Source organism: Dongia rigui, assembly GCF_034044635.1.
Taxonomy (GTDB): Bacteria; Pseudomonadota; Alphaproteobacteria; order Dongiales; family Dongiaceae; genus Dongia; species Dongia rigui.
Genome location: NZ_JAXCLX010000001.1, coordinates 750,092 through 772,047, shown reverse-complemented (window position 1 = coordinate 772,047; position 21,956 = coordinate 750,092). Strand labels below are relative to the sequence as shown.

The following is a 21,956-nucleotide window of genomic DNA, read 5'->3' as shown; positions in this document are numbered from 1 at the left end:
AAACCCTTCAGCTGCCCGTGCCGCCCAGCTCTTTTGTCACATGGAACAGCCCCGGCATGTCCGGATCGATGCGCCGGGTGAATCCCAGGCGCTGGCAGATCGCCAGCATGCTGGCATTTTCCATCCTGACCAGGCCCGTGATGCGGGCGAGGTTGATGGACCGGCCATAGGCGATGATGCGCTCCATCATCAAGCTGCCGAAGCCCCGGCCGGCCATGTCGTCGCGCACGATGATCGCGTATTCCGCCTCGACCCGGTCGGGATCCATCAGGAGCCGGACATCGGCATAGATCGGCGGCACGGCGCCTGCCGGCGTGTCGGCATCGGTCAGCACCAATGCCATCTCGCGGTCGTAATCGATCTGGGTAAGGCCGGCGATCATCTGGTGCGAGGGGTTGGTGACGACGCGGAAGAAGCGCAACTCGACACTCTCCGATGACAAGTGCTCGAACGCCTCGATCATGCCAGGCTCGTCTTCCGGCCGGATCGGGCGTAGCAGCAGCAAGCCGCCGTCGGGATCTGGAATGACCTCTTCCAGTTCCTGCGGATAGGGCCGGATGGCAAGGCGGCGCTGCGGCGCGGCATCGTTCTTCACCACACGGACGCGCGCGTCGAGCGCGATCACCGTATGCTCATTGGCCAGCAGCGGGTTGATGTCGAGTTCCTGGATCTCGGCGAAATCCATCATCAGCTGGGCGACGCGCACCAAAGCGAGGGCAATGCCGTCGAGATCCGCGGCCGGCCGGTCGCGGTAGCCACGCAGCAGGCGATAGACGCGGGTATCGGCAATCAGCTCGCGGGCCAGCTTCAAATTGAGCGGCGGCAAGGCAAGCGCACGGTCGGCCGTCACCTCGACCGACGTACCGCCTTGGCCGAACAGGATGACCGGCCCGAATTGTGCATCGGTGACGGCGCCCAAGATCAATTCCTGCGACGCGCTGCGATCGATCATCGGCGACAGGGTGAAGCCCTCGATCCGGGCATCCGGACGCAGGATCGTCACGCGTTCCAACATGGCGGACGCCGCGGCCTCGACGGCAGCGCCATCGGTCAAACCCAGGACCACGCCGCCGATATCGGATTTGTGGGTGATGTCGGGTGACAACAGCTTCAGCACCAGCGGCCCGCTCATCATCTCGGCCTGTTGGCGCGCTTCTTGCGGCGTCGCCACGATCTCGTCGGTCACAACATTGATGCCGTAGGCGTTCATGACGGCGAGCGATTCCGGCGAGGTCAGGAAGCTGCGCCCCTTCGTCAGCGCCTGATCGATCATCCGCCGAACGATGTCGCGGTCCGGCGTGAAATTGCCGGGCAGGGAGGGCGGTGTCTCCGTGAGCAGCATCTGGCTGTGGCGATAGGCCACCATATGGCCGAAGGCGCGTATCGCCTGTTCCGGCGTGGTGTAGCTGGGAATCTTCGCGGCGGCGAACTTGGCCCGCGCCGGTCGCGACGTCTGGTCGCCGATCCAACTGGTCAGCACCGGCTTCTTGCGCCCGGCGAGGCCGGCAATGACGGCATCCGCCGCTTCGTCGCTGGAGGTCAGCGCGGTGGGACTGTTGAGCACCAGCAGCGCGTCGCAATGCGGATCGTCCGCCAGGATATCCATGGCCACCCGGTAGCGTTCCGGGTCGGCATCGCCGATGATGTCTACCGGGTTGCCGCGCGACCAGCCTTTGGGCAGGACCGCGTCCAGGCGCCCCAGCACCGTTGCATCGAGCGGTGCCAGGCGGCCGCCCGCCCGGACCAGCGCGTCCGCCGCCAGAATGCCTGCGCCGCCGCCATTGGTGAGGATCGTCAGCCGGTCGCCTGGGGCGGGGCCCATCAGCGCCAGGGTTTCCATGGCCTCGAACAACTCCGCCAGATCGTCGACGCGCAACAGACCGACACGGCGGAAGACCGCGTCATAGACGGCGTCGCTGCCGGCCAGCGCCCCGGTATGCGAGGCGACGGCGCTGGCCGTCTCGCCGAAGCGACCGGCCTTGATGATGATCACGGGTTTGAGGCGCGCGGCGCGCCGGGCGGCGGAAACGAATTTCCGCGCATTGGTCACCGCTTCGGCATAGATCAGGATGGCGCTGGTGCCGCCGTCGCTGGCGAGGTAGTCCAGCATGTCTCCCAGATCGACATCCAGCATTTCCCCCATCGACACGAGGTGAGAAAAGCCGATGCCGCGCGCGGCGGCCCAATCAAGGGCCGAGGTCAGAATGGCGCCCGATTGTGTCAGCAGCGCGATCGACCCCTTCTTGGGCGACAGGTGGGCGAAGCTGACATTGAGTCCGATGGTCGGTGCGATCACTCCCAGGCAATTCGGTCCGACCAGGCGCATCAGATGCGGGCGCGCCGCCAGTTGCATCTCGCGCTTCAGCGCCTGTCCCGCCTCGCCACCGAAGCCGGCGCTGATGATGATCGCACCGCGCGTCCCTCGAGCCGCCAGTTGCCGTATGATCCCTGGCACGGTCGCTGCCGGCGTGGCAATGACGGCAAGATCCGGCGCTGTCTCCAACGCATCGATGGTGGCGACGCAGGGACGTGTCAGTACGGATGGGTATTTCGGATTGACGAAATGAACTGGGCCGCGAAAGCCCTCGGCCAGGGCGTTGCGGGCAAGGACATGGCCGATGGCGCCGGCGCGATCGCTGGCGCCAATGATGGCCAGGGATTGCGGGCGGAACAGTTTGTCGAGATTGCGGATGGTCACGCCGAATTCGTCCTTGGCGTTGTGGAAGCCCGATTATGGTTCCCACATGTTGCTAGGACATGACGCGCCCCGGCAAGGGCGATGATGCCTCAGGAGGCGAGGCGCAGCGTTTCACCGTTTGTGCCGTGGCGAAAGTCCGCCATCAGGTCGACGCCCGCCGCATGTGCCAGGCGCTTCAGGTCCAGGATATCGAGCTTCTGTCCCCGCAACGTGGCGATCTTGTCCTTGCGCATCGATGAGAGGGCGCGGCATACGGTCTCGCTGGTCAGGCCCAAGGCGTCGGCGATATGCGGCAGCATCAGCGGCAGGGTCATGCTGCCGTCGCGCGGCATGGCCGGGGTCTGGCTCGCGCGCGTAACCAATTCCAGCAGCAGATGGGCGACGCGCTCCTTGGCGGTGCGGCGGCCGACACTGGTCAGGTGCTCGAAAGCGCGCGCCTCGGCAGCGGCCATGATTTCCAGCAGGCGGAAGCCCAGCGCCGGCACGTCGCGCATCAGGTCAAAAAGGCGTTCGCGGGTGAAGACGCTGAAGGTGCAGCCGGTCAGCGTTTCCAGGCTGTGGGTCATGATGCCGGTCCCAGGCAGGCCGAAGACGACGCCGGGCAGGGCGAAATCGAGGATCTGGCGGCGGCCGTCTTCCAAGATCTGGTGGCGGAAGGCCCAGCCATCGAGCAGCAGATAGATATTGTTGCAGTCGTCGCCCTGGTAATAGAGCGACTGACCGGGCTCCAGTGTCACGAAGGTTGGGCGCGCCGCATTGACGCGCAGCATGTCCTGCGGGGTGAGGCCCCTGGCGAGGAGGCTCGGCAGGGCCTGGGGCAGCTGGATGCCGGAGGTGGCAATGCCGTGATCACTGGCCAGATGCGGCTGCTTCAAACGGCCGCCCGAAAGGGCGGCATTCTGGCTGTGCATTGTGTCCTGCGACATGCTGGCGAGACTAGGCATAACATCCCCTCCTGGCTTGATCCGACCCTTCTGGGTCCGGACAAGCGGAAGACTAGGCCGGGGTCCCGCCGCCGGCCTAGTCAGGGATGCTACCTAAGGGTTCCTACGTATTGCGGCAGCTTGCCGCTGAGGCGGGGTGTCGCGGCCTATGCCTTGGCGATTCTCGCGCTCACTTCCGGGCTTTGCCACAAGACGCGCAATTCACTGGGAAAAATGCGCATCAGCTTGGCAACCTCGCCCTGGTCGACGCGTTCCCAAATGACCGAGAACACGGCCCGGACATTGCTTTCAAGATTGCCGCGATGATTTTCATCAAGGCTGCGGGCGACATGGTCCAGAAACTCGGCCAGGTGGCGCTCATGGCTTGGCGGCGTGCTCATCTTCCAGCCCTCGAAAAAAAGGCCGCGGATGAACAATGGCAGCTGGGCCGAAAAATGCACCGCATTCTCCGGTCCGATGCGGTCGCGCAATGCATGCATCACCGCCTTGAGCACGTGAAATGCCTGCACCCGGTCATGATGACCCAAATGCCGCATCAGCGCGTTGAGCCACATGTGAACGTCTTCGACACTCTTGTCGAGAATGGGCAGATGGTCCTTGCTCATCCCATGTCTCCCTTGATCGCCCTCATCATAAGATCGTGGGGTCGGATGACTTTGATGTAAATCAGCCCGTCAGTCGAATCCGTTCAAGCGAGGGTCACGCGCTGCATCTGTTCGGGTACCGTGCAGTTCCAGCCCAGTTCTTCCTCAATGCGGTGGCGCAACGCATCCGAAGCGGTGGGTTCGCCATGGGTGATAAAGGTCTGGCGCGGTGCGCTCTTGAAGCCCTTCAACCAGCGCAGCAACCCGTCCGCATCTGCATGTGCCGAAAGCATGGAGAGGTTCTCGACACGCGCGCGTACCGGATAATAGACACCGTGGATCTTGACGCTTTCCGCACCTGCCAGCATGGCGGCGCCGCGCGTGCCGGCGGCCTGGAAACCCGAAAACAGGATCGTGCTGTTGCGGTCGCCGACATAATGCTTGATGTGGTGCAGGACGCGGCCGCCGGTCGCCATGCCGCTGGCTGAAATGATGATCTTGGGCATCGGGTCGGCGGTCAGTGCCTTCGATTCCTCCGGGCTGCGGACGACGCGCGCGATGCTGAAGGCAGCGCGACATTCTGCCGCCGACAAGCGATGGTCGTTTGGATGCTTGGCCAGGAGTTCGGTCGCATCGGTCGCCATCGGGCTGTCGAGAAAGACTGGAACATTGCCGAGCCGTCCCGCTTTGCGCAGGCGGTCAAGATGCCACAGCAGCGATTGCGCCCGTCCGACCGCAAAGGCCGGCACCACGACTGTGCCACCATGCTCCACTGTCTGCTTCACGACGCGCAGCAGTGCTTCCTGTGGGTCCAGCGTGTCATGCTTGCGGTTGCCATAGGTCGATTCCACCACTAGGTAATCCGCTGCCTCGATGAGTGTCGGGTCCACCATCACCGGATCGCCGAACTGCCCGAGATCGCCGGAAAAGACGATCTTCCGGCCCTGGAATTCGCATTGCACGATCGAGGCACCCAGAATATGACCGCCGCGCTGCAAGATGATGGCGGTATCGGGACCGATCTCGCGCCGCTTGTTGAAGGGCAGCGCCTCGATCATCTCCAGCGCCCGCATCGCGTCTTCGGCCGTGTACAGTGGCAGGGCCGGCTCATGTTTTGAAAAGCGGTGCTTGTTGGCAAATTCCGCATCGCGTTCCTGCAGCATGCCGCTATCCGGCAGGATGATGCCGCAGACATCCTTGGTGCCGTCCGAGGCATAGACCGGTCCCTTGAAGCCATCGCGGATGAGGGCAGGGAGGTAGCCGGAATGATCGAGATGGGCGTGCGTCAGGATGACCGCCTCGATCGAGCCCGGCGGCACCGGAAAGGGTGCCCAGTTGCGCAGTCGCAGCTGCTTCAGCCCTTGGAACAAGCCGCAATCGATGAGAATGCGCCGGCCGCCATGGCTCAGCAGGTATTTCGAGCCGGTGACGGTGCCAGCGCCGCCAAGGAAGGTGATCTTGGGCATGTTGTGCTATCCGACTGTGACTGTGATGGGTGCCAAGGACCGAATGACCGCCCGGAATCAGAGATGCTGCAGGCTGAGGGCCGCGAGCAGCACGGCATTGAAGACCATGAGCAGCCCAAGCGGCACTTTCAGCCGCGTCCGGAAGCGCTGCGTCGCAAACCGGCTACCATAGCCGATCGCCCAGGAAAGCGGAAAAGTACCGAGCGCGAAGGCGAGCATCGCAAAGGCGGCGGCCAGCGGGTCGCCGGTGGCAGCGGCCGCCACCAGCGCACCATAGAGCAATCCGCAGGGCAGGAATCCCAGCAGGATGCCCAGCATGTATCCCCGCGTGCCGGTCGGGCGCTGCATCAGGCGCTGCGTCATCGGCTGCAGGAAGCCGAAAGATGCGCCATAGCTCAGGCCCCAGCCTGCCGGTATGGCATCCAGTTTCTGCAGCCCCTGCAACAGGAAGATCGCCGCAGCCAGCCACAGCAGGATCGGCGCCAGCCAGTTGATGTCGAGGCTCGCCGTCACGGGCAGGGACAAGATGGCGCCCAGCATCATGTAGGTCGTGGTGCGGCCAAGCTGGTATGGTATGAGCGCTCCACCGGTAAGTCGATGCCAGGCCTGGCTTTTTTCGATCGGCATCGCCGCCAGCCGCTCCAGCGACTGGGCTGCGACCAAAGGCCCGCACATGCCGGCACAGTGGGTGAGGCTGCCGACCAGACCGGCCAGGAACATGGCAAGAATGATGGAGCCGTGGTCGCCGGCGACAACCAGGCAATGTGCCCCCAATTCCCGGGCCAGATCCAGCATCGGCGATGCAATCCGTTAAGTTTGTCAATGCGATGAACGCCGAACCGTAGGGCCGGGCATTGATCTAAATCAACCTATCATTAACGCGAGCTAGGTAGCTTTCCAACCGAAGGGAGTCGATTCATCCCAGGTCAGCCCGGAGGGGGGCTGCCTAGGCGGATCGAGGGACAGCACATGGCAAGATCCGATACATCGCGCGACGCCCAAGGGCTGCGCTACACATCGATCATCGGGATCGACCTGGAATTGCCGGTCAATCAGGTGACGGTGGAGCAGCCGTGGCGCTGGCTGTTGGCGGGTTGGCAGGATTTCGTCCGGGCTGGCTCGGTCAGCCTCTTCTTCGGCATCGGCATCGCGCTCATCAGTGCGTTGCTGATCTTCGGCTTCTGGCAGAGCGACCTTCGGCCCTACGCCTTTCCGCTCGCCGCCGGTTTCTTCTTCATGGCGCCGCTGCTGGCGGTCGCTTTCTATGAAATCAGCCGCCGGCTGGAGAAGGGCCTGCCGCTCAACGTCGTCGATATCGCCCTGTCATGGCGCCCGCATGCCGGGCAGCTCTTCACCATGGGCCTCATCATGATGTTCCTGCATTTGGCGTGGGAACGGATCGCCATGCTGATCTATGCCGGCTTCTTCAATGTCGAGCTGGCGAGTTGGGAGCATTTCCTCGGCGCCGTGCTTTTTTCGACCGATGGCATTCCCTTCCTGATGGTCGGTACGGCTGTCGGCGGCGTTCTGGCGGTGATGGCCTTTGCCATCGGCGTCGTCGCCTTCCCGATGCTGACCGACCGCGATTGCGGCAGCTTGAAGGCCATCGTCACCTCGATCTGCGCCACCGTCGTCAATTGGCGGGTGCTGATCGGCTGGGGCGCCCTCATCGTTCTGTTCACGGTCGCCGGTATTGCGACCTTTTGTATCGGCCTTGTCGTGACCATGCCCCTCATCGGTCACGCCAGTTGGCATGCCTATCGAGATCTGGTGGAGACGAAAAATGACTGAAAAAACAGATGTCATCGATGCCGAGCGAGCCGGGAGTGGCGCCGGTCTATTCGCTGTCTTTGCTCTCAGCATCATCGCATTGCTGGGGGTTTTCCTGACCGCACATGCGGCCAGTGGCGGCTTTCTGCTGTTCGGCAGCCTGCTCGCCGTCTTCGGTATCCTGATGCTGTTCCGCATCATCGCCGTGCTGATCCCGTCGCAGCACTGAAATTGAAGGACTATCCCATGGCACTCACTCGGGTTGACGGTATGCCGTCATACAACGAACGGATTGTGCGGATGTTCACGCTCGCCTCGATGTTCTGGGGCGTGGTGGGCTTCCTGGTCGGCGTCGTGATCGCCTTTCAGCTGGCTTTCCCGGCATTGAACCTCGGTCTTGAATGGACCTCGTTCGGGCGCCTGCGGCCGCTTCATACCTCGGCGGTCATCTTCGCCTTCGGCGGCAACGTTCTCTTCGCCACGAGCCTCTACGTGGTACAGCGCACCTGCCGTACCGCGCTGTTCGGTGGTCCGCTTCTCGCCGAATTCCTGTTCTGGGGCTACCAGCTGTTCATCGTCCTGGCGGCGAGCGGCTATGTCCTTGGCATCACCGCCGGCACGGAATATTCCGAGCCCGAATGGTATGTCGATCTGTGGCTGACGCTGGTCTGGGTGGTCTATCTCCTGATCTTCCTGGGCACGCTGATGAAGCGCAAAGAGCCGCATATCTATGTGGCCAACTGGTTCTATCTCGCCTTCATCGTCACGGTCGCGATGCTGCATATCGGCCGCAATCTGGCGGTGCCGGTATCCTTCTTCGGCACCAAGAGCTATTCGCTGTTCCCGGGTATCCAGGATGCGATGCTGCAGTGGTGGTACGGCCACAATGCGGTTGGCTTCTTCCTCACCGCCGGCTTCCTCGGCATCATGTACTACTTCGTGCCGAAGCAGGCCGGTCGTCCGGTCTATTCCTATCGGCTGTCGATCGTTCACTTCTGGTCGCTGATCTTCCTCTACATCTGGGCTGGTCCGCACCATCTGCACTACACGGCGCTTCCCGATTGGACGCAGTCGCTGGGCATGGTCTTCTCGATCATGCTGTGGATGCCGAGCTGGGGTGGCATGATCAACGGCCTGATGACGCTGTCGGGCGCCTGGGACAAACTGCGGACCGATCCGATCCTGCGCTTCCTGGTGACGTCGGTCGGCTTCTACGGCATGTCGACCTTTGAAGGCCCGGTCATGTCGATCAAGGCCGTCAACAGCTTGAGCCACTATACCGACTGGACCATCGGCCATGTGCACTCCGGTGCCTTGGGCTGGGTCGCCTTCGTCAGCTTCGGCGCCATCTACTATCTGGTGCCGGCCCTGTGGAAGCGTCAGCGCCTCTATTCGCTGCGCCTGGTCGAATGGCACTTCTGGGTCGCGACCTTCGGCATCGTGCTCTACATCGTCTCGATGTGGATCTCGGGGATCATGCAGGGCCTGATGTGGCGTGCCTATGACAGCCTGGGCTTCCTGCAATACTCCTTCGTCGAAACGGTTGCCGCGATGCATCCCTATTACGTGGTGCGTGGCTTCGGTGGCGTCCTCTTCCTGGTCGGGTCACTCATCATGACCTACAACCTGATCCGGACCATCCGCGGTGATGTGCGTGACGAACGCGCGATCGGCAGCACCGGTGCTGTGCCGGCCAGAGCGTAAACCTGGGCCTGAAACGGAAAGACCCTGTCATGATCAAACACGAAAAGTTCGAAACCAACTCCATCATCCTGCTGGTCGGCATCCTGCTTACGGTGGCGATCGGCGGCCTGGTGGAGATCGTGCCGCTCTTCACCATCGGCGAAACGATCGAGAAGGTGGAAGGGGTTCGTCCCCTTTCGCCCCTCGAGCTCGCCGGGCGCAACATCTACATCTCGGAGGGCTGCTACAACTGCCACAGCCAGCAGATCCGTCCCTTCCGCGATGAGGTCGAGCGCTATGGCCATTACAGCCTGGCGGCCGAGAGCATCTATGATCATCCCTTCCAATGGGGTTCGAAACGCACCGGTCCCGACTTGGCCCGCGTCGGCGGCAAGTATTCCAATGACTGGCAGGCGGCGCATCTCATCGATCCCCGCTCGGTCGTGCCGGAATCGATCATGCCGACCTACGCGCATCTCGCCAAGCAGCCGCTGGTGCTGCCCAACATCGCCGACCATCTGAAGACGTTGTCTCTCGTCGGCGTACCCTATAGCGACGAGATGATCAAGGATGCGGCGGCGGATCTGGCCGCCCAGGCGACGCCGGATGCCGATACCGAAGGCTTGCTGCAGCGCTATCCGAAGGCGGCGATCGGCGATCTCGATGGCGATCCCACAACGATCACCAAGATGGATGCGATCATTGCCTATCTGCAGTCGCTGGGCCGCATGGTGGACTTCACCACCTATCGCCCCGAGCTGGGCGCTGCCAAGGCCGAGGGAGGTCAGTGATGGATATGCATTTGCTGTCGAGCCTCGCTCGGGAACTGTGGGTGGTGTGGCTGCTGATCATTTTCGCCGCCATCATTTTCCACGCCTATCGCAAACGGAACAAAGAACACTTCGCTGATTGTGCCCAGATCCCCTTCCGCGAAGACGCCGAGGAGACCACCCATCATGGCTAATATTGAACGCGATGACGCCACCGGTGTTGATACCACCGGTCATGAGTGGGACGGCATCAAGGAATTGAACAACCCGCTGCCGCGCTGGTGGCTGCTGGTGCTCTATGCCAGCATCATCTACGGCCTCGGCTACACGGTGTTCTATCCGGCTTGGCCGAGCCTTTCGGGTTACACCAAGGGCATCCTTGGCTACAATTCGCATGCCGAGTACTACACCGACGCGGCGGCCGCAGCGGATGCGCAGAAGGTCTATACCGACAAGATCGCGGCCATGTCGGTCGACGACATCTCGAAGGATCCGCAGCTCCTCGAATTCTCGCTGGCCGGCGGCCAGGCCGTCTTCAACGAGAACTGCGCGCAGTGCCATGGCGTTGGCGGGCAGGGGCAGAAGGGCTATCCGGTTCTTGCCGATGACAACTGGCTGTGGGGCGGCACGCTGGCCCAGATCGAGCAGACCGTCCGTCACGGCATCCGTTCCGAAGATGCCGAGACGCGCCAGTCGCAGATGCCGCGCTTTGGCGCGGACGGCATCCTGACGCCCGAGCAGGTGAAGGACGTCGCTGAATATGTCGTCGCCTTGAGCGGCGGCGATGCCGATGCGGCGGGCAAAGAACGCGGTGCCAAGGTCTTTGCCGAGAATTGCGTGGCCTGCCACGGCCAGAATGCCGAGGGCAACAAGGAACTGGGTGCCCCGTCGCTGACCAACAATATCTGGCAGTTCACCGGTGATCGCGCGGCCTTTGCAGCGCAGGTGACATCGCCCAAGCACGGCGTCATGCCGGCCTGGCAGGGTCGCCTCAATGACGACCGCATCAAAATGGTGACCGTTTATGTGCACAGCCTGGGTGGCGGCCAATAGGCCGCCGCTTCCAGGTACCCGAGTTGGAATGAAATGACAGTTCAGGACGCCAGGCAGCCGAAGTCGCCAACCCTTTACGCGGCACATGAGAAAATATATCCGCAGCGTGTCTTCGGCCGCTTTCGCCTGATCAAATGGATCGCTCTGGTCACGCTGCTGGGTTTCTATTACGTGGCACCTTGGCTGCGCTGGGATCGGGGACCAGGCGTCCCCGACCAAGCACTGCTGCTCGACCTTCCGGGCCGGCGTGGTTATTTCTTCTGGATCGAGATCTGGCCGCAGGAGGTCTATTATCTTGCCGGCCTTTTGATGCTGGGGGCATTCGGCCTGTTCCTGGCAACCTCGCTGCTGGGGCGCGTCTGGTGCGGCTTCACCTGCCCGCAGACCGTCTGGACTGATCTGTATCTCTGGGTCGAGCGTTGGATCGAGGGCGACCGCAACAAGCGCATGAAGCTGGATAAGGAGCCGCTCTCGGCTCGCAAGGCCATGCTGAAGGTGGCCAAGCACGCGATCTGGCTGCTGATCGCGCTGCTGACCGGCGGTGCCTGGGCGATGTATTTCAATGACGCGCCCACCTTGGTGCGCGAATTCGTGACATTCCGGGCGACGCCCACGCAATACGGCTTCGTCGCGCTGTTCACGGGCACCACTTACCTCCTGGCGGGCTGGGCGCGTGAGCAGGTCTGTATTTACATGTGCCCCTGGCCGCGCTTCCAGGCGGCGATGTTCGACGAGCGCACCATGCTCGTCACCTATGAAGAGTGGCGCGGCGAACCACGCGGCAAGGTGAAGGCGCTGGCGGCCGATGGCAGCAAGCTCGGTGACTGCGTCGATTGCAACCTGTGCTTTAACGTCTGCCCGACCGGGGTGGATATCCGCAACGGGCAGCAACTGGCCTGCATCGGCTGCGGCTTGTGCATCGATGCCTGCAACGGCATCATGTCGAAGGTCGGTCGCGCGCCGGATCTCATCACCTACGATTCGATCTATAATTCGGCACAGCGTGCCGCCGGTCAGCAGCCGCAGCACCGCTTCGTCCGGCCGCGCACCATACTCTACGCCGTCGTCATCATGATCATCGGCCTCGCCATGGCCCTGTCGCTGAGCCTGCGCACCCGGCTGGACGTGTCGCTTCAGGCCGACCGCTCGCCGCTCTTCGTGCGGCTCAGCCATGGCGACATCCAGAACGGCTACACCATCAAGATCCTCAACATGATCCGCCAGACCGGCGACTATCGCATCACCGTTACAGGCATCGACGATCTGCGCCTCAAAGTCATCGGCGTCGATGACAATACCGTGACCGTGCCGGGTGACGCGGTCGGCACCTTCCGTCTGCTGTTGCAGGCGCCCGCCAAATCGCTGCACGATGAAGCGACCCATATTCGCGTGATGATCGAAGACCAGACAACGCATGAGACCAGCAGCCATGACGCTATCTTCCGCGGCCCTGAAAAGTAGCCCGCCCGTTCGCAAATCGCTGTGGATCCCAGGGCTCTTCGTGCTGGGTTTCCTGATCGTCATCGCCGTCAATGGCGTGCTGATCTATACCTCGATCAGCAGCTTCAGCGGCCTCGAGACCGAGGGCGCCTATGAACGCGGCCTGCATTACAACCAGGCCCTGGCGCTGGCCGCCGCCAATGCCGAGACCGGCTGGCATGCCGACCCCAAGGTGAGCGACGCCGGCAACACGGCGCGCAAGCTGGAAGTCACGGTCACCGACCGCACGGGCGCACCGGTTACGGAACTGCAGATCGAAGCCTATCTGGTCCGACCGACCAATGCGGGCATGGATGACACGCTGGCGCTGACAGATCTGGGTAATGGCCGCTATGCGACGGACTTCACGCCCAAGGCGATGGGCAATTGGGAACTGCGGCTGCAGGCCAAGCGCGGCGACGTGATGTGGCAACAGGTGCAGCGGATCTATTTCCGATGACGAACCTGGCCGCCCAGCAGGAAGAACGCGGCCAGTGCCGCCATTGCGGCGGCGATGTGATCGGCACGTCGGCTTATTGCTGCAGCGGTTGCGAGGCAGCGCATCGACTGATCGGCAAGGCGGGGCTCGCCGCCTATTATCAGCGGCGTATCATCGATGCCGGCCAGCGCCGACCCAAGCCCGAGGATCTGCACCAGCTGGGCGATCTCGCTGCCTGGGTGCGCGAGGTCGACGCCGAGACGTCTGAACTTACTCTGATGATCGATGGGCTGCATTGCGGCGCGTGCGTCTGGCTGATCGAGCAGTATTTGCTGCAGCAGGCCGGGGTGATATCCGCCCGGGTCTCGCTGACCACCCGGCGCCTCACCTTGCGTTGGGAAAAGAGCCTCTGCCGGCCCGAAGCGCTGGCCGAGGGCGTGCAGGCGCTGGGCTATCGCCTGGTGCCCCTCGATCCCAGTTGCCTTGCCGCCAAGGACGAGGCTGAGGTGAAGGCGCTGTTGCGCTGCCTTGCGGTGGCTGGCTTTGCCGCCGGCAACATCATGCTGATGTCGGTCTCGGTCTGGCTCGGGGCCGACCCCTGGACGCGCGACCTGCTGCATTGGGTCTCGGCCATGATCGCCATTCCGGCCGTCGCTTATGCCGGACGTCCGTTCTTTGCTTCCGCCTGGGGGGCTTTGAAAGCGCGACGCACCAATATGGATGTGCCGATCTCGCTCGCTATCATCCTGGCACCATCCTTGAGCCTGCATGAGACCTTTACGGGCGGGCAGCATGCTTATTTCGATTCCGCCGTCACCTTGCTGTTCTTCCTGCTGATCGGTCGCTTCCTGGACATGCGTGCACGCCGGGCGGCGCGGGCGACGGCCGAACAGTTGCTGGCCCTGAATGCCGAGGCGGCGACCGTGATCGAGGCCGACGGGACGATGCGCGATGTGCCGCCGCGTCAGCTCCTCGCCGGCCAGCGCATTCTGGTGGTGGCCGGTGCCCGTGTACCCGCCGATGGCCGGGTGCTGTCCGGCAACAGCCGGATCGATCTGCAGGTGATCTCCGGCGAATCCACGCCCGTCGAGGCGGAACTGGGGACCGGGGTCTTTGCCGGCACCCTCAACATCGAGGCGCCGCTCACCATCCTGGTCGAGAAGGTGGGCGAGGCGACCTTGCTTGCCGATATCATCCGCCTGATGGAAGCGGCCGAGGCGCGGCGCGGGCGATTCGTGCGCATTGCCGAGAAGGTGGCGCGTTATTATTCGCCGGTGGTGCATCTCACGGCGTTGGTGACATTCCTTTCATGGGTCTTTATCGGCGGCATGGCGTGGCAGGACGCCTTGCTGATCGCGATCGCCGTGCTCATCATCACCTGTCCCTGCGCGCTGGCGCTGGCCGTGCCGGCGGTCCAGGTGGTGGCAAGCCAGCGCCTGTTGAAGGCCGGCGTGCTGCTGAAATCGGCCGATGCGCTGGAACGCTTGCGCAGCGTCGACCATATCCTGCTCGACAAGACGGGGACGCTCACCATCGGTCGTCCGGTTCTGACGGCCTGCAGCGATCCAGCTCGGCTCGGCAAGGCTGCGGCCATTGCCAGCCACAGCCGCCATCCGCTCGCTGCCGCGCTAAGGCGCGCGGCTGGCCTCGTGATGACATTGGAAGGTGTGCGTGAAATTCCGGGCCAAGGCCTGGAATGGACAGGGCCGGACGGAATCTGGCGCCTGGGCAGCACGCGCTTCACCGGCCAATCCGACACAGGCGCCGCGACGATGACGCTCTTCCTGGTCGACCCGCAAGGGCGCGCGACTTCTTTCGAATTTGCTGATCCATTGCGCGATGACGCGGTGGCCACCGTGGCGGCGCTCAAGCAAATCGGGCCGGTCGAGATCTGGTCCGGCGACCGTGCGGCGACCGTTGCTGCCTGCGCCGAGACTGTTGGCATTACTGACTGGCACGCCCAGGCCTTGCCGACGGATAAGGTGGCGCGCCTCGAAGCCTTGCGGGTGCAGGGTCGCAACGTGCTGATGATCGGCGATGGCATCAACGATGCGCCGGCCTTGCGCGCCGCGGCCGTCTCGATGGCGCCGGCCAGCGGCGCTGACATCGCCCAGAATGCCGCCGATCTTGTGTTCCAGGGCGACCATCTGGCGCCGGTTCTGCTTGCGCTGCAGACGGCGCAGGCAGCAGATCGCCTGGTGCGGCAGAATCTTGCCATCTCGCTCACCTACAATCTTGCAGCGGTGCCGCTGGCGATCATCGGCCTGGTGACGCCCCTCATCGCCGCTGTGGCGATGTCCAGTTCGTCGATCATCGTTGTCCTCAACGCCCTGCGGGCGGGGCGGGTGCGCAAGGAGAAGGCATCGTGACCGTCCTGCTGTTCCTCATCCCGATTGCGCTGTGCCTGGGGGGGCTGGGCCTGTTTGCCTTTCTCTGGTGCATGCGTTCCGGCCAGTTCGACGATCTCGACGGCGCGGCGCAGCGCATTCTGTTCGACGACGAGCCGGTTCCCGGCCCGGAACACCGCCGGAACTCCTGACATAGATCAATTTGTCGCAGGGGACAGCCCGCTAGGATGGGCTCTCCGGCGTTGGAGTTCCGATGAAGAAGGGCATTATTCTGGGGGTTGTAACGGGGACGTCGTCAGATGACGACGTGCTGGAAGCGGCATTTGCCCTCTCACGCCTCCATGCCAGTCATATCGAGGTGCTGCATCCGCGCCTTGATCCCTACCGGGTTCTTGCCGGGTTTATCGACGGCGTCAACGGACTAGGCTCCTCCGACATCGTCAGCGGCATCCGGCACGATATCGAGCGGCGGCGCCAGACGGCGCATGCCAGTTTCAATGCCTGGAGCGCACGGCACGGTTTGCGCCCCAGCGCCGACAGTGCCAGATCTCCCGAAGCCAGTGCTGCGTGGCGCGACTATGAAGGCACGTATGAAGGTGCCATGACGATCCATGGTCGACTTGCTGACTTCATTGTCGTTGCCCAGCCAAAGGCCGGCGCCCGCGCAGCTCAGGAAGCGGTTGTCGAGGCAGCGATCTTCGACACCGGCCGCCCCGTGCTCTGCGTGCCCACGGGGTTCCGCGCGCTCGACCCCAAAAGTGTTGCCATCCTGTGGAACGGCAGCCTGGAAGCCGCGCGCGCCGTCGGCGATGCCATGCCCCTTCTCGCCGCGTGCGGCAGCGCCGTGGTCGTGACGGCTGGCCAAAGCGACGGCGCAGATCCCACGGATCTGGTCGAACGGCTGGTCCAGCGCGGCATCGAAGCGCGCACCAAACGCGTCGGCACTTTGCACGACATCACCCCGCGCGCGCTGGTGGAAACGCTCAACGAGGGTCGCTTCGGCCTTGTCGTCATGGGTGGCTACGGCCATACGCGCCTGCGGGAAATGGTGCTTGGCGGCCTCACACGGCAGATGCTGACAGAGGCAAAAATTCCCGTACTTCTGGCGCATTAGGAACGCCTCAACAACCATTCGGTAAGCATTCGGCGCTACGCTCCCGCAAGCCATTTTTGCAAGGAGCGGAATATGATCCGGCTTATCAGTGCGCTCATCCTGGGCCTGTCTTTGCTCGCCAGCGGTGTCGCATGCGCGCAGGAAGACCCAGTCCTCACGGTCGACGGCGCCATCGGCAAAGGCCCCAGCATGGCCTTCACCATGGCCCAGCTCGATGCCTTGACGCAGACCGAGATCAAGACCAAGACGCCATGGCATGACGGCGTACATGTCTTCACCGGGCCAAAGCTGCGCCTGGTGCTCGACACGGTGGAAGCCAAGGGCTCCAACATCACGGCCCATGCGCTCAACGACTACTCCGCCGATCTGCCGGTCGAGGATGCCGACAAATACGGCGTGATCCTTGCCACACGCATGGACGGCGAACTGCTGCCGGTCCGCGACAAAGGGCCGATCTTCATCATCTATCCCTATGACAGCGATCCGGTCCTCCAGCACGACGTCTACTATACGCGCTCGGTCTGGCAGATCGACAAGCTGACGTTGAAATAGGGCAATGCTGCCAGTCCTGAGGAATCGCAAGTCGCTCAGCCCGCTCAGCATCACGCTTTTGGTGATGCTGGCGGGATTGATCGGCTGCATCGTCACCTCGGGTATTCTGTTCGAGAAGCGCAAGCAGCTGGTGCAGTCCATTACCGAATCCGGCAGTGAGAACTTCACCTGGGCCTTCAACCAGCTGCGCGTCGAATTCTATCGCCTGCAGGCGCTGGCCGAGGGTGTCGACGACCGCCGGGAGACGCTGGCTGGCAATGACTGGGAACCGGCCCTGCGCAAGCGCTATGAGATTTTTGTAAGCCGGGTCAACACCGTCAACGCCGGCACCTATCGAGACAAGATGGCGACGCAGCAGATCTTCGCTGAAACCATGACGCCGCTCACCGACCTCGTGGCTCAGATGGACGCCATCCTCGACGGCATGCAGGGTTTCAATCTCCGGGCGGTTGATCTCTATCTGTCGGCCGGCCGGTCGCTCGCGCCGCAGATCGACGCGCTGACGGCCAAGGCGGTCGAGGTCGATTCCGCGCGCCTCGGCGATATGCGCGATCGCTTGGTGACACAGGAAAAATACGAGCAGATCAATCTGGCATTCCAGCTGGTCATTCTGGTCGCCTTCGCCAGCCTCGCCTTCTATGGCCTGTTCCGCCTGGATCGGCAGAAACAGCACCTGGTCATCGTCGCCGACGAATTGCGTCAGGCGCGCAGCCATGTCGAGAAGGAGGCCGAGGCCAAGCGCGCGGCGCTGCAGCGTGCCTTGACCGAAGAACAGCGGCACAGCCGCCTGCAACGGCGCTTCGTGTCGATGGCATCGCACGAGTTTCGCACGCCCCTTGCCATCATCGACAGCACGGCACAGCGCATCCTGCGCAAGCTCGAGAACATGAATCACGTTGAACTCGCGGAACGCATCAACCGCATCCGCCAGACCGTTGCGCGCATGGGCGAGCTGATCGAAACCATGCTGGAGGCCGGGCGATCGGAGGAGGGCAAGACCGAATTCAATCCGGTGGACATCGATATCGGCGGTGTCATTCGCCAGGTGGTCAAGCGCCAGCGCGATATTACGCCCGATCGACAGTTCACCGAGGAATACGTCGATCTGCCGCGGGTCCACCGCGGCGATCCGCGCCTGATCGAACACATCCTGGTCAATCTCCTTGCCAATGCGGTTAAGTATTCGCCCAAGGACAGTGACGTGTTAATCCGTGTCATCGGAATTGGCGCGGGCGTCAAAGTCATGGTGACCGACCACGGCGTCGGCATCCCCGCGAACGAATTGCACAATATCGGCGAGACATTCTTTCGGGCCTCGACCTCGGCCGGCATTCCCGGTACGGGCGTCGGCCTCAATCTGGTCAAGAAGTTCGTCGCCTTGCACGACGGCTCGGTTGCGATCGACTCGCGGGTCGGGATCGGAACCACCTTCACAATCGATCTGCCGGGTGCAAAGGGCGCCGGCGCAGCTGCGGCATGACCGCTGAACGGGTGACATCATGGAAGTGACGAGCAACGGTATAACGATCCTCTGCGCCGAAGACGAACCGGAATTGCGCGAGGACATCGTCGGTGAATTGCGAGACGCCGGATACCAGGTGATCGAGGCGGTCAACGGCGAAGATGCGCTGATGGCCATCACAACCTTTATGCCGGACATCGTATTGTGCGACATCAACATGCCGCGCATGAACGGGCTGGAAGTGCTGGAACACGTGCGTGCGTCGGAAACCGAAGCGGCCGATGTGCCGTTCATTTTCCTCACCGCCTATGGCGAGAAGAGCGACCTGATCAAGGGCCGCAAGCTTGGCGCCGATGATTACCTGGTAAAGCCGATCGATTTTGATTTGCTGCTGGCGACCGTGGCGGCCCGGATGGACTCCAATTTCCGCGCCAAGCGTCGCGTGACGAGCCGGGCCCAGCAGTTGGAGCGAGACCTCTCCAAAGTGCTGGCGACAGGTGCGACATCGACCAGCCTGCCCAATGCCGACGAATTGCATGCGATACTGGCGCAGGACAATCTGCCCGACAGCATGCTCGTACTGGCCAGCATGGACGCCTATCATCGCCTGACCCCGCAATTCGGCAGCCAATCGGCGCGCCAGCTGCTTGAACGTTACCTCAGCGCCTTTCGTGCCAGTTCCGGCGATATTCCGGCCCATGTCTATCAGCTGGAGAACGATGTCTTCGCCCTGCTGGTGGAGGGAAGCCATCAGTGGGAGGAGATCGCCCGCAATGCCGGTGGGCTGGTCGACACGACCCTCGAGGTGACTGGCATCCGCCTGCCCGTGACGTCGACAGTTGTCATCGCCGAATACCGGTCGGGTGATGCCCGTTCGCCGGCGCAATTGCTGGATGACGCCTTGCTGGCGCTGCGATTCGCCCGGCGCGATGGCGGCCGCAACCTGGTGCGCGTTGATGACCCGGTGCGCGACCGGTTGCGCATCATGCAGTTCATCGAGGATAATATTGGCAAGGCGATCGCCAATAACGAATTATTCCTGGCGTTCCAGCCGAAGATCAGCTTTGCCGATCGCGGCGTGGTCGGCGCCGAGGCGCTGATCCGCTGGCAAAGCGCGGAACGCGGTCTGATTTCACCAGGCCTGTTCATCCCGATCATCGAGAAGACCGGCTTCGTCGACCGGATCAGCGATTGGGTCCTCGATCACGCGGCCAGAAGTGCGCGCCAGCTGCAGGATGCGGGCTTGCCGACCAAGATCGCGGTCAATGCATCTGGTGCCGAACTGCACAGCCATTTCGTTTCGCGCGTCGAGACTGCCCTGACCGCCCATCAGGTCGCACCGACCTCGCTTGAGGTGGAGATCACCGAGACGTCCGTCATTCTCGATATGGATTTCGCGGCGTCGGTCACCGAAAAACTCCGCCGCCAGGGCGTCAGCGTTGTGGTCGATGATTTTGGCACCGGGTACTCGTCGCTCTCCTATCTGCGCACGTTTCCGCTCGACGGCGTGAAAATCGATCAGAGCTTCGTGCGCGGCATTACGACCAATGCCATCGACCGGCAGATCGTGGAAAGCGTCGTCGGCCTTGCGCGGGCGATCGGCCTCAAGACCGTGGCGGAAGGCGTTGAGACGCAGGAGCAATTCGACCTGCTGAACAGCATTGGCTGCGATGTCGCCCAGGGCTACCTGATTGCCAAGCCGCTGGTGATGGACGATCTGATGAAGTTCATCCGGTCGTAAGTTCATGCGCCGCGAAACGGATCGATGCACTGAACGTCTCGCCTGACGCCAATGTGATCATCCCGGTCTTGCCTGAGAGATTGAAGGCGTCGGTGATGTTGCTGACCGGCTCGGCACAGAAATAGGGCGGGGTGCCGCCAACCGCCTCGGCGGCCTGTGTCGCCGCATCGGGGACATAGAGCACCAACTGGGCAAAGACCGGATCGGCTTCGAGCCTCAGCCCAACTTGCTGCTCGGGCCAGGCGATTCTGGCGACGCCGCCGAAACCGGTAAAGACATTGTCGACGACGACGTCCTCCATGGCGAGGCCGCGATTGAGATCGAGGCGTTCCGGCACGCCGACATGGCGCGTCGGCATCACCTCGGCATCGGTTTCCCAGAAGCCGCGGACAGTGGCGGTAAGGCTGCTTCTCGGCGTCCGCGGAAAATAAGGATGCAGGCCGCAGCCGAACGGCATCGCCAGCACATCTTGGTTGGTGGCAACGAGGTTGACGGCAAGCCCCGCGTCCGACAGCTCAAAGCGCATCTCGGCGTGATAGGCGAATGGCCAACTGCCGTCATTGGCTGGGTCGTGGGTGAAGCCGATCGTGGCGCTGCCCGCATCCGCCTCGATCACCTCCCACGGCCGCTGCCAGCCATGGCCATGCTCGACATGGGGGCCACTGGTGTTGCGTGGCAGATAGATGTCGCGTCCCTCAAAGCGGAACTGACCGTTGCGGATCCGGTTCGAAAAGGGGAAGAGGGGGAAGCAACCGGCCCCCTCGCTGTTTCCGGCGTCGACCGCTGCCTCGCTCATCGGCCGCAGCAGATCGATGCCGCGCCAGGTGAAGCGCCCGATCGCGCCGCCGATCTCAGGATAGAGTGTCAGTGCATAATCGGCGGCCTGAAGAAGACGCGCGCTGCTCATGCGACGCGGCGCAAGGCCCAGGCGTCGCGGCCGTCCAATCCGCCCATATGCCGGGACAATTGGTCGGCATGACGGATGAGGATCGTCGCTAGCTGTTCCTGCCTGTCCTCGCTGGAGTTCTGCTTCAGCCCCGTGATGCTGATGGCGCCCACCGCATTGCCGGTGCGGTCGAAGACGCAGGTGCCAATGCAGACAACGCCCTCGGTATCCTCCTCGTCATCGACGGCATACCCGCGCTGAACCACGCGATCGAGATCGGCTTGCACGGCGGTAAGGCTGGTGATGGTGTGCGGCGTGCGGCGCGGCAGGCCGGTCTCGCGCAGGATGGTCAGCGCCTGCGCGCGCGGCAGGGCGGCCAGCATCGACTTGCCGACAGCGGAAGAATGCGGCAACTCGCGCCGGCCAAGTGCCGCGTCGAAGCGGACGGCCCCCGGGGCGTCGGCCCGCCCGATCACCACGGCATAGCCTTCATCGAGGATGGCGACGCGGCTGGTCAGGCCGACCTCACGCGTCAATGCGCGCAGCACCGGCATTGCCATGTCGGCCAGCGCGATGTTCGAAATCGCCATATCGCCGAGGCGTGCCAGGGACATGCCTAAGCGATAGCGCTTGGTCGGCCCTTCACCGATCGCCGAGATGAAGCCGCGTGAATAGAAGGTCTGCAGGATGGCATAGGTCGCTGCCTTGGAAAGGCCGAGGCCGTTGGCAAGGTCGGTCAAGCGTCCGCCGTCCCGGCCGGCCTTGCTCAGGAGTTCCAGCAGGTCGAGGGCGCGGCCGAGGCTTTGCACCCGGTAGCGTTCGTCGGCGGCTGAATCTTTCCCCGGATTATTGACTTCGCGCATGGCCTCGCCTTACAGTAATGGTGATGCGAAACAGAGTTTCGTAATACCAAACTAAAAGAGAGATCGCAAGACGCGATCCAAGAAGTTCAGAGCACCAGGGCAGG

Annotated in this window: 21 protein-coding genes; 14 read left to right on the top strand and 7 right to left on the bottom strand. The window is 63.0% G+C overall.

Annotation, left to right across the window (positions count from 1 at the left end; translation table 11 throughout):
- Positions 1-7: 7 nt before the first annotated feature.
- From SMD31_RS03535 to SMD31_RS03515, 5 genes are all read right to left on the bottom strand, one after another.
- The gene (locus SMD31_RS03535) at positions 8-2,698 is read right to left on the bottom strand and encodes a bifunctional acetate--CoA ligase family protein/GNAT family N-acetyltransferase (RefSeq protein ID WP_320499345.1); all 2,691 of its coding nucleotides are present in this window, start codon (positions 2,696-2,698) and stop codon (positions 8-10) included.
- A gap of 89 nt (positions 2,699-2,787) precedes the next feature.
- On the bottom strand, positions 2,788-3,642 hold the full coding sequence (locus SMD31_RS03530) for a Crp/Fnr family transcriptional regulator (protein WP_320499344.1): 855 nt from the start codon (positions 3,640-3,642) through the stop codon (positions 2,788-2,790).
- A gap of 146 nt (positions 3,643-3,788) precedes the next feature.
- The gene (locus SMD31_RS03525; RefSeq protein WP_320499343.1) at positions 3,789-4,247 is read right to left on the bottom strand and encodes a DUF2267 domain-containing protein; all 459 of its coding nucleotides are present in this window, start codon (positions 4,245-4,247) and stop codon (positions 3,789-3,791) included.
- Positions 4,248-4,330: 83 nt separating this feature from the next.
- A complete protein-coding gene (locus SMD31_RS03520) occupies positions 4,331-5,692 on the bottom strand; it encodes an MBL fold metallo-hydrolase (protein ID WP_320499342.1) in 1,362 nt (453 codons plus the stop codon).
- A 57-nt stretch (positions 5,693-5,749) separates the two neighbouring features.
- The gene (locus SMD31_RS03515) at positions 5,750-6,487 is read right to left on the bottom strand and encodes a sulfite exporter TauE/SafE family protein (protein ID WP_320499341.1); all 738 of its coding nucleotides are present in this window, start codon (positions 6,485-6,487) and stop codon (positions 5,750-5,752) included.
- A 174-nt stretch (positions 6,488-6,661) separates the two neighbouring features.
- On the opposite strand from SMD31_RS03515, the gene SMD31_RS03510 reads away from it, so the two are divergent.
- The 14 genes from SMD31_RS03510 (at position 6,662) to SMD31_RS03445 (ending at position 20,103) form a co-directional block, all read left to right on the top strand.
- Complete coding sequence (locus SMD31_RS03510; RefSeq protein WP_320499340.1) at positions 6,662-7,483, top strand: DUF2189 domain-containing protein; 822 nt, start codon at positions 6,662-6,664, stop codon at positions 7,481-7,483.
- Positions 7,476-7,691 (top strand): hypothetical protein, encoded by a 216-nt coding sequence (locus SMD31_RS03505; protein ID WP_320499339.1) that lies wholly within the window; start codon positions 7,476-7,478, stop codon positions 7,689-7,691. The genes SMD31_RS03510 and SMD31_RS03505 overlap by 8 nt, the downstream gene beginning before the upstream one ends.
- A gap of 17 nt (positions 7,692-7,708) precedes the next feature.
- Positions 7,709-9,166, top strand: coding sequence for a cytochrome-c oxidase, cbb3-type subunit I (gene ccoN / locus SMD31_RS03500; RefSeq protein ID WP_320499338.1), 1,458 nt, complete (start codon positions 7,709-7,711; stop codon positions 9,164-9,166).
- 29 nt (positions 9,167-9,195) lie between these two features.
- Entirely contained in the window at positions 9,196-9,936 is a 741-nt protein-coding gene (ccoO, locus tag SMD31_RS03495; protein WP_320499337.1) for a cytochrome-c oxidase, cbb3-type subunit II, read from the top strand.
- On the top strand, positions 9,936-10,109 hold the full coding sequence (locus tag SMD31_RS03490; protein WP_320499336.1) for a cbb3-type cytochrome oxidase subunit 3: 174 nt from the start codon (positions 9,936-9,938) through the stop codon (positions 10,107-10,109). Before ccoO ends, SMD31_RS03490 begins: the two co-directional genes overlap by 1 nt.
- Positions 10,102-10,968: a cytochrome-c oxidase, cbb3-type subunit III gene (gene ccoP / locus SMD31_RS03485; RefSeq protein ID WP_320499335.1), complete on the top strand. Its 867-nt coding sequence runs from the start codon at positions 10,102-10,104 to the stop codon at positions 10,966-10,968. The genes SMD31_RS03490 and ccoP overlap by 8 nt, the downstream gene beginning before the upstream one ends.
- Before the next feature lie 33 nt (positions 10,969-11,001).
- Positions 11,002-12,429 carry a cytochrome c oxidase accessory protein CcoG gene (gene ccoG / locus SMD31_RS03480; protein WP_320499334.1) on the top strand — a complete coding sequence of 476 codons (1,428 nt, stop codon included), beginning with the start codon at positions 11,002-11,004 and terminating at the stop codon, positions 12,427-12,429.
- Positions 12,398-12,907, top strand: a complete 510-nt coding sequence (locus SMD31_RS03475) for a FixH family protein (protein WP_320499333.1) — start codon at positions 12,398-12,400, stop codon at positions 12,905-12,907. The genes ccoG and SMD31_RS03475 overlap by 32 nt, the downstream gene beginning before the upstream one ends.
- Positions 12,904-15,255, top strand: coding sequence for a heavy metal translocating P-type ATPase (locus SMD31_RS03470; RefSeq protein ID WP_320499332.1), 2,352 nt, complete (start codon positions 12,904-12,906; stop codon positions 15,253-15,255). Before SMD31_RS03475 ends, SMD31_RS03470 begins: the two co-directional genes overlap by 4 nt.
- Positions 15,252-15,425 carry a cbb3-type cytochrome oxidase assembly protein CcoS gene (gene ccoS / locus SMD31_RS03465; RefSeq protein WP_320499331.1) on the top strand — a complete coding sequence of 58 codons (174 nt, stop codon included), beginning with the start codon at positions 15,252-15,254 and terminating at the stop codon, positions 15,423-15,425. The genes SMD31_RS03470 and ccoS overlap by 4 nt, the downstream gene beginning before the upstream one ends.
- A 62-nt stretch (positions 15,426-15,487) precedes the next feature.
- Positions 15,488-16,348 (top strand): universal stress protein, encoded by an 861-nt coding sequence (locus SMD31_RS03460; protein WP_320499330.1) that lies wholly within the window; start codon positions 15,488-15,490, stop codon positions 16,346-16,348.
- 72 nt (positions 16,349-16,420) lie between these two features.
- On the top strand, positions 16,421-16,900 hold the full coding sequence (locus SMD31_RS03455) for a molybdopterin-dependent oxidoreductase (RefSeq protein ID WP_320499329.1): 480 nt from the start codon (positions 16,421-16,423) through the stop codon (positions 16,898-16,900).
- Positions 16,901-16,904: 4 nt separating this feature from the next.
- Positions 16,905-18,380, top strand: coding sequence for a sensor histidine kinase (locus SMD31_RS03450; RefSeq protein WP_320499328.1), 1,476 nt, complete (start codon positions 16,905-16,907; stop codon positions 18,378-18,380).
- Positions 18,381-18,399: 19 nt separating this feature from the next.
- The gene (locus tag SMD31_RS03445) at positions 18,400-20,103 is read left to right on the top strand and encodes an EAL domain-containing response regulator (RefSeq protein WP_320499327.1); all 1,704 of its coding nucleotides are present in this window, start codon (positions 18,400-18,402) and stop codon (positions 20,101-20,103) included.
- Here SMD31_RS03445 and SMD31_RS03440 read toward each other — a convergent pair.
- Complete coding sequence (locus tag SMD31_RS03440; RefSeq protein WP_320499326.1) at positions 20,090-21,010, bottom strand: aldose 1-epimerase; 921 nt, start codon at positions 21,008-21,010, stop codon at positions 20,090-20,092. The two genes, SMD31_RS03445 and SMD31_RS03440, sit on opposite strands and share 14 nt — an antisense overlap.
- A complete protein-coding gene (locus tag SMD31_RS03435; RefSeq protein WP_320499325.1) occupies positions 21,007-21,852 on the bottom strand; it encodes an IclR family transcriptional regulator in 846 nt (281 codons plus the stop codon). The genes SMD31_RS03440 and SMD31_RS03435 overlap by 4 nt, the downstream gene beginning before the upstream one ends.
- Positions 21,853-21,956: the final 104 nt, after the last annotated feature.

Excerpts from the sequence above, each read along its gene's own strand:
- SMD31_RS03515 (WP_320499341.1), bottom strand. The coding sequence starts at position 6,487 with ATGCTGGATCTGGCCCGGGAATTGGGGGCACATTGCCTGGTTGTCGCC.
- ccoO (WP_320499337.1), top strand. The coding sequence starts at position 9,196 with ATGATCAAACACGAAAAGTTCGAAACCAACTCCATCATCCTGCTGGTC.
- SMD31_RS03530 (WP_320499344.1), bottom strand. The coding sequence starts at position 3,642 with ATGCCTAGTCTCGCCAGCATGTCGCAGGACACAATGCACAGCCAGAAT.
- ccoN (WP_320499338.1), top strand. The coding sequence starts at position 7,709 with ATGGCACTCACTCGGGTTGACGGTATGCCGTCATACAACGAACGGATT.
- SMD31_RS03455 (WP_320499329.1), top strand. The coding sequence starts at position 16,421 with ATGATCCGGCTTATCAGTGCGCTCATCCTGGGCCTGTCTTTGCTCGCC.
- ccoP (WP_320499335.1), top strand. The coding sequence starts at position 10,102 with ATGGCTAATATTGAACGCGATGACGCCACCGGTGTTGATACCACCGGT.
- SMD31_RS03450 (WP_320499328.1), top strand. The coding sequence starts at position 16,905 with ATGCTGCCAGTCCTGAGGAATCGCAAGTCGCTCAGCCCGCTCAGCATC.
- SMD31_RS03460 (WP_320499330.1), top strand. The coding sequence starts at position 15,488 with ATGAAGAAGGGCATTATTCTGGGGGTTGTAACGGGGACGTCGTCAGAT.
- ccoG (WP_320499334.1), top strand. The coding sequence starts at position 11,002 with ATGACAGTTCAGGACGCCAGGCAGCCGAAGTCGCCAACCCTTTACGCG.
- SMD31_RS03510 (WP_320499340.1), top strand. The coding sequence starts at position 6,662 with ATGGCAAGATCCGATACATCGCGCGACGCCCAAGGGCTGCGCTACACA.
- SMD31_RS03475 (WP_320499333.1), top strand. The coding sequence starts at position 12,398 with ATGACGCTATCTTCCGCGGCCCTGAAAAGTAGCCCGCCCGTTCGCAAA.
- SMD31_RS03435 (WP_320499325.1), bottom strand. The coding sequence starts at position 21,852 with ATGCGCGAAGTCAATAATCCGGGGAAAGATTCAGCCGCCGACGAACGC.
- SMD31_RS03525 (WP_320499343.1), bottom strand. The coding sequence starts at position 4,247 with ATGAGCAAGGACCATCTGCCCATTCTCGACAAGAGTGTCGAAGACGTT.
- SMD31_RS03440 (WP_320499326.1), bottom strand. The coding sequence starts at position 21,010 with ATGAGCAGCGCGCGTCTTCTTCAGGCCGCCGATTATGCACTGACACTC.
- SMD31_RS03445 (WP_320499327.1), top strand. The coding sequence starts at position 18,400 with ATGGAAGTGACGAGCAACGGTATAACGATCCTCTGCGCCGAAGACGAA.
- SMD31_RS03520 (WP_320499342.1), bottom strand. The coding sequence starts at position 5,692 with ATGCCCAAGATCACCTTCCTTGGCGGCGCTGGCACCGTCACCGGCTCG.
- SMD31_RS03505 (WP_320499339.1), top strand. The coding sequence starts at position 7,476 with ATGACTGAAAAAACAGATGTCATCGATGCCGAGCGAGCCGGGAGTGGC.
- SMD31_RS03470 (WP_320499332.1), top strand. The coding sequence starts at position 12,904 with ATGACGAACCTGGCCGCCCAGCAGGAAGAACGCGGCCAGTGCCGCCAT.
- SMD31_RS03490 (WP_320499336.1), top strand. The coding sequence starts at position 9,936 with ATGGATATGCATTTGCTGTCGAGCCTCGCTCGGGAACTGTGGGTGGTG.